The organism is Peribacillus sp., from assembly GCF_059453735.1.
Genome location: NZ_JAZVJO010000096.1, coordinates 1 through 4,642, shown reverse-complemented (window position 1 = coordinate 4,642; position 4,642 = coordinate 1). Strand labels below are relative to the sequence as shown.

Annotated in this window: 4 protein-coding genes; 2 read left to right on the top strand and 2 right to left on the bottom strand. The window is 39.3% G+C overall.

Going from position 1 to position 4,642, the window contains the following annotated elements:
• Positions 1-526: 526 nt before the first annotated feature.
• Positions 527-1,615 carry a M20 family metallopeptidase gene (locus AC52RT_RS03260; protein WP_495539424.1) on the bottom strand — a complete coding sequence of 363 codons (1,089 nt, stop codon included), beginning with the start codon at positions 1,613-1,615 and terminating at the stop codon, positions 527-529.
• Positions 1,616-1,842: 227 nt separating this feature from the next.
• Between AC52RT_RS03260 and AC52RT_RS03255 the strand changes: the two genes are divergently transcribed.
• Both AC52RT_RS03255 and dacB read left to right on the top strand, forming a co-directional pair.
• Positions 1,843-2,397: a YflT domain-containing protein gene (locus AC52RT_RS03255; RefSeq protein ID WP_495539423.1), complete on the top strand. Its 555-nt coding sequence runs from the start codon at positions 1,843-1,845 to the stop codon at positions 2,395-2,397.
• Between the two features lie 356 nt (positions 2,398-2,753).
• Positions 2,754-4,235, top strand: coding sequence for a D-alanyl-D-alanine carboxypeptidase/D-alanyl-D-alanine endopeptidase (gene dacB, locus AC52RT_RS03250; RefSeq protein ID WP_495539422.1), 1,482 nt, complete (start codon positions 2,754-2,756; stop codon positions 4,233-4,235).
• 29 nt (positions 4,236-4,264) lie between these two features.
• Here dacB and AC52RT_RS03245 read toward each other — a convergent pair whose 3' ends face one another.
• Positions 4,265-4,441, bottom strand: a complete 177-nt coding sequence (locus AC52RT_RS03245) for a DUF6176 family protein (RefSeq protein ID WP_495539421.1) — start codon at positions 4,439-4,441, stop codon at positions 4,265-4,267.
• Positions 4,442-4,642 lie beyond the last annotated feature (201 nt).

The following is a 4,642-nucleotide window of genomic DNA, read 5'->3' as shown; positions in this document are numbered from 1 at the left end:
AGTATTTCGTAAGTTGCATATACTAAACGTGTAGAAAAATAAACTAGGTAATTGGAACTTTTTTTACAAAAAACACATGTAATAAGGCCGCTATTCTCCCGTTTTGTGTAGATTGCTGCTAGATCAATCATATAAATGGTCCTCTCTTTTATTACAGAAAAAATATAAAGCTGGAAAATGATAATTTGTCACTCTACGGACCGTTGATTGTGGATTAATTAGTTAGTGGGTATCATTTATTGGAGGTGAAAAATATGGATTGCAGCAAGAATGAAAAGTTGACTTTGACTCTTCATAGAGAAAAAAAGATGACACAAAAAGATCTTTCGTTGCCTATGTTAGTTGAGATTGGATACTTTTAGTAAAGCTTTATCCAGAACAAAATCCAGAAGTACGCATCCCTAAAATGAAAGTCGGCAGCTTTTCTATTGTAATCAGCATGGTCTATGGAAGAAAGAGGAGAAAACTGAAACGAAAGAGCACTGCGCTTAAAAAAATGGCTCTCGCAGTAGAGAGCCATTCTTTATTATCCGATGTTTTGTTGGTTTGTGCGTAAATGAACAAACTCGTTGGCAAAATCTATGAGCATTTGTTGATAGTCCTGTACGGAATCAAGAAGTACATATTCACGGTCACCATGCCAATTGGCTCCACTCGGTCCAAACTCAATGGAAGGAATACCGAAGGCTGAAAAGAAAACAGTATCTGCTGAACCATGTTGTCCAAAGACTCGAGCATTTTCGTTTGTGATATTCTCGATAACGGGTTTTAACAAAGAGATAAATGGTTCGTTTTCTTTTGTTCGCACCGGTATCCCAAACATTTTCATCGTGACTTTCCCATCTGTAATGGATTGAATTTGCTCAATGATGTCATCCTTATTTTGTGTCGGCAGGTAGCGGATGTCGAGACTCATTAAGCATTTACCAGGTACCTTATTGTAAACTTCACCTGCATGCAGCATGGCTAGATTAATTGAAGGAGAGCGATAGAGGTCTGAACTTTCAGAAGCAAATGGAAGGGTACGTATTTTTTCATAAATTTCATAAGACTTCTCAATGGCGTTAATCCCTTCCCATGGTCTGCTGCCATGAGCGGGCATGCCGTCTACTTCGATATCAAGTTGTAACACTCCCTTAGCTTGAAGGCCAATCCCTAACTGCGTCGGTTCAGCACAGATGACAAAGTCACCTCGGTAGCCATTTTTAGCTAAATACCCAGAACAATTAAGACCACCGATTTCTTCATCTGATACTATTTGCAGTTGGATCCGGACACGAATGTCTTGTTTTTGCAATTCAGCGAACGCGCACATCATTGCAGCAACGCCAGCTTTCATATCAGCTGTTCCTCGGCCATAGAGCTTTCCGTCTTCTTCATAAGGAATAAATTGATCAGGATTCCCGCTGACAACATCAACATGACCATTTAAAATAATGGTTTTATCGCCTTGTCCAAGTTCAGAAACAAGCATTTTGTATCCGTTGTTCGTTAGGGTATTCACAGATAATCCTTGTTCTGAAAGCCAATTAGAACAGAATTCAACTGCTTCATTTGCTCCTTCCTTTGTTGAACTATTAATCGAAACCAAGTCTTTAAGTAAATCAGTAAGCATAAAAAAAATTACCTCCTGTGTTTATCTTGTCGTATTGTATCTATACCCATTAGGTACTCAAACATTCATGTTTTTACAATATTAAGATGAAATTAAGGGATGTGTATAAGATGAACGTTCGTTTTTTGACGAATTTTCTTTCTGAATAACAGGTTATTTTTTCTGAACCTGGGGTATTTAAAAACAGAGACACAGATACATCACTTTTTTTTAGGAGGATGATCAAGATGGATAAACGTGTAGTTGGAGTATATGATAACGGTGAAGAAGCAATTCGTGCAGTTGAGGATTTGAAAGCTCAGGGTTATAGCCGTGATGATATTTCGGTCGTAGCTAAAGACCGTGATGAAGTGAAAACTGTAAATGCAGAAACTGGTACGAAAACTGAAGAAGGTCTTGCGGCTGGTGCTGCAACAGGTGGAATCCTTGGTGGAACAGCCGGGTTATTAGCTGGAATTGGTGCATTAGCTATTCCAGGAATCGGGCCGGTTCTAGCGGCTGGACCAATTGCAGCCACACTTGCAGGAGCAGCTGTTGGTGCCGGAACTGGCGGTCTTGCAGGAGCATTGATTGGAATGGGAATTCCTGAAGCTGAAGCTGGGCACTATGAAACAGAGGTAAAATCCGGAAAGCTTTTAATCTTAGTGGATCCTCATGCACCAAAACATGGTGCTGAATATGCTGAGCCTAGAGTGAATCTAGGAGCACGTAATGATACTCTCGACACTCAGCGTGATCCAATTGATGGTCCAATCGACCGTACAAAAAATTTCCGTAACTAATATAGTTAAATAGATAATAACTATCTATTGGGCATGGTATATACCATGCCCATTTTTTTGTGGTTCATATAAGACAAAATACTTAGAAATTTTTAAACGAGCCTGACTTTAGTATTAGATGAATTTTTCTCGAACGTGGAATACAAAATACGAGTTATTCTTTTATTACTAGCCAGTTTTTCGACATTTATATTCTACTTTGTTTCATATTGGATACGAATGAAATATAAATGAGAGCGTAAATTAGGATTGAAACAAGAAAAAAATACTTCTTTATTACTAGAAGGAAAATAAAGGGTTACAGCATCATCTTCTCGAACATGAAGAATAAATAGACATGGAGGGGTGATGAATTCTTGATTAAAAAAATTAAATGGTGTCTGGCCTTATTTCTTATTATCATGTTTGCAGCGTTTCCATATTTACATACTGACAAGGAGTCGGTTTATGCGCTGGATGAGTCAGGGAAATTAGGGCAACAGATAACGAATGCCCTTAACACACCAAAATTGGAAGGGGCACTTGCAGGAGTCAGTATTCGTAATGGTTCAAGCGGTGAAATTATATTTGAGAAAGGAGCAGACACACGATTACGTCCGGCTTCTAATCAAAAGTTATTAACAGCCGCGGCCGCATTAGAAACACTCGGAAAGGATTATCGGTTCAAAACAGAGGTATACACTGACGGAAACAAACATGGAAAGATCCTTAACGGGAATATCTACATAAAGGGTAAGGGAGATCCAACCCTGTTAAAGAGCGATTTTGATCAATTAGCAGCTGAAGTAAAGAAAAGCGGCATTAAGCTGATTAATGGAAACGTGATTGCCGACGATACTTGGTATGATGATGAACGTTATTCAGAGGATCTTAGCTGGATGGATGAAGCAGAGTATTATGGAGCTGCTGTATCAGCTTTAACCGCTTCACCCAATGAAGATTATGATACAGGAACTGTAATAGTTGAGGTGAATCCGGGTAACGTGTCAGGTAAGGATGCCTCGGTCAACGTTGTTCCTAAAACTGATTACGTTAAGATCATCAATCATGCGAAAACAGTGGCAGCAGATGGGAAAAAAGATATTGAGATCACGCGCGAGCATGGCAGCAATACAATTACGATTGAGGGGACTATACCACTGCAAGCAAGTAAGACAAGGCAATGGGTGGCCGTATGGGAGCCAAATGGCTACGCCTTGGATTTATTTAAGCAATCGTTGAACGAACAAGGAATCAAGGTTACAGGGAAAGCGAAGATAGGACAGATTTCAAAGAAAGCTACCGTAATTGCAAGTCACAGCTCAATGCCGTTATCAGAACTGCTCGTGCCTTTTATGAAGCTGAGCAATAATGGCCATGCAGAAATGCTTGTTAAGGAAATGGGGAAGGTTCGTTTTGGGGAAGGCAGCTGGGAAAAGGGTTTAGAGGTAGTAGAAAACACGTTGAAATCATTCGATGTAAATACGAATTCACTAATGATGCGTGATGGTTCTGGTATTTCTCATGTGAATTTGGTTCCAGCCAATGAATTATCAAAGCTCTTATTCTCGGTCCAAGGAAAGTCATGGTTTTCGGTATATGTAAATTCCCTTCCGCTTGCAGGAAACAGTGATCGGTTGATAGGGGGGACATTAAGAAATCGTATGAAGGAAACCCCAGCAGCTGGCAATGTTCAAGCAAAAACAGGGACAATAACCTCGGTAAGTTCCTTATCAGGCTATGTCACGAATAAAAAAGGTGAAAAATTAATATTTTCCATTCTTTTTAATAATTTTGTAGACGAAGAGGGAATTACGAAGATACAAGATGATATAGCTGTTATACTGGCAAATCAATAACCAGGAGCCGGCCAATAGTTGGCCGGTTTTTAGTTAGACATCATTTTTCTTATTTTTTTGGAATCATAACCCTTCGTTTCCAAATCAACAGGTTTAAAGTCTGGATCGATACATTTCTCCCAATACTGTAAATGAAGCTGATCAATTTCATGTGCGGAGTTGGTTACTTCGATTCCATCCTCGCCTTGGACTGAGTACCAATACAAAAATTCTTCACCCTCCAAAACCGTTTGTCAGGCATTTTTTTGGTTTTCTGATCGAACATGTACTACATTACCTGATATCCAACGATATTTTGAAAATGCCTGGGAGCTCATTAAAGAGGAAAAGTATTATGCTAAGAAAGTTAAATAGGTAGCCGTTGGGGAAAATACAGCTACCTGTTTATATCATTATCATTGGGAAGG

Bases quoted from the DNA above. Each gene is read 5' to 3' on its own strand.
- AC52RT_RS03255 (WP_495539423.1), top strand. From the start codon at position 1,843: ATGGATAAACGTGTAGTTGGAGTATATGATAACGGTGAAGAAGCAATT.
- AC52RT_RS03260 (WP_495539424.1), bottom strand. From the start codon at position 1,615: ATGCTTACTGATTTACTTAAAGACTTGGTTTCGATTAATAGTTCAACA.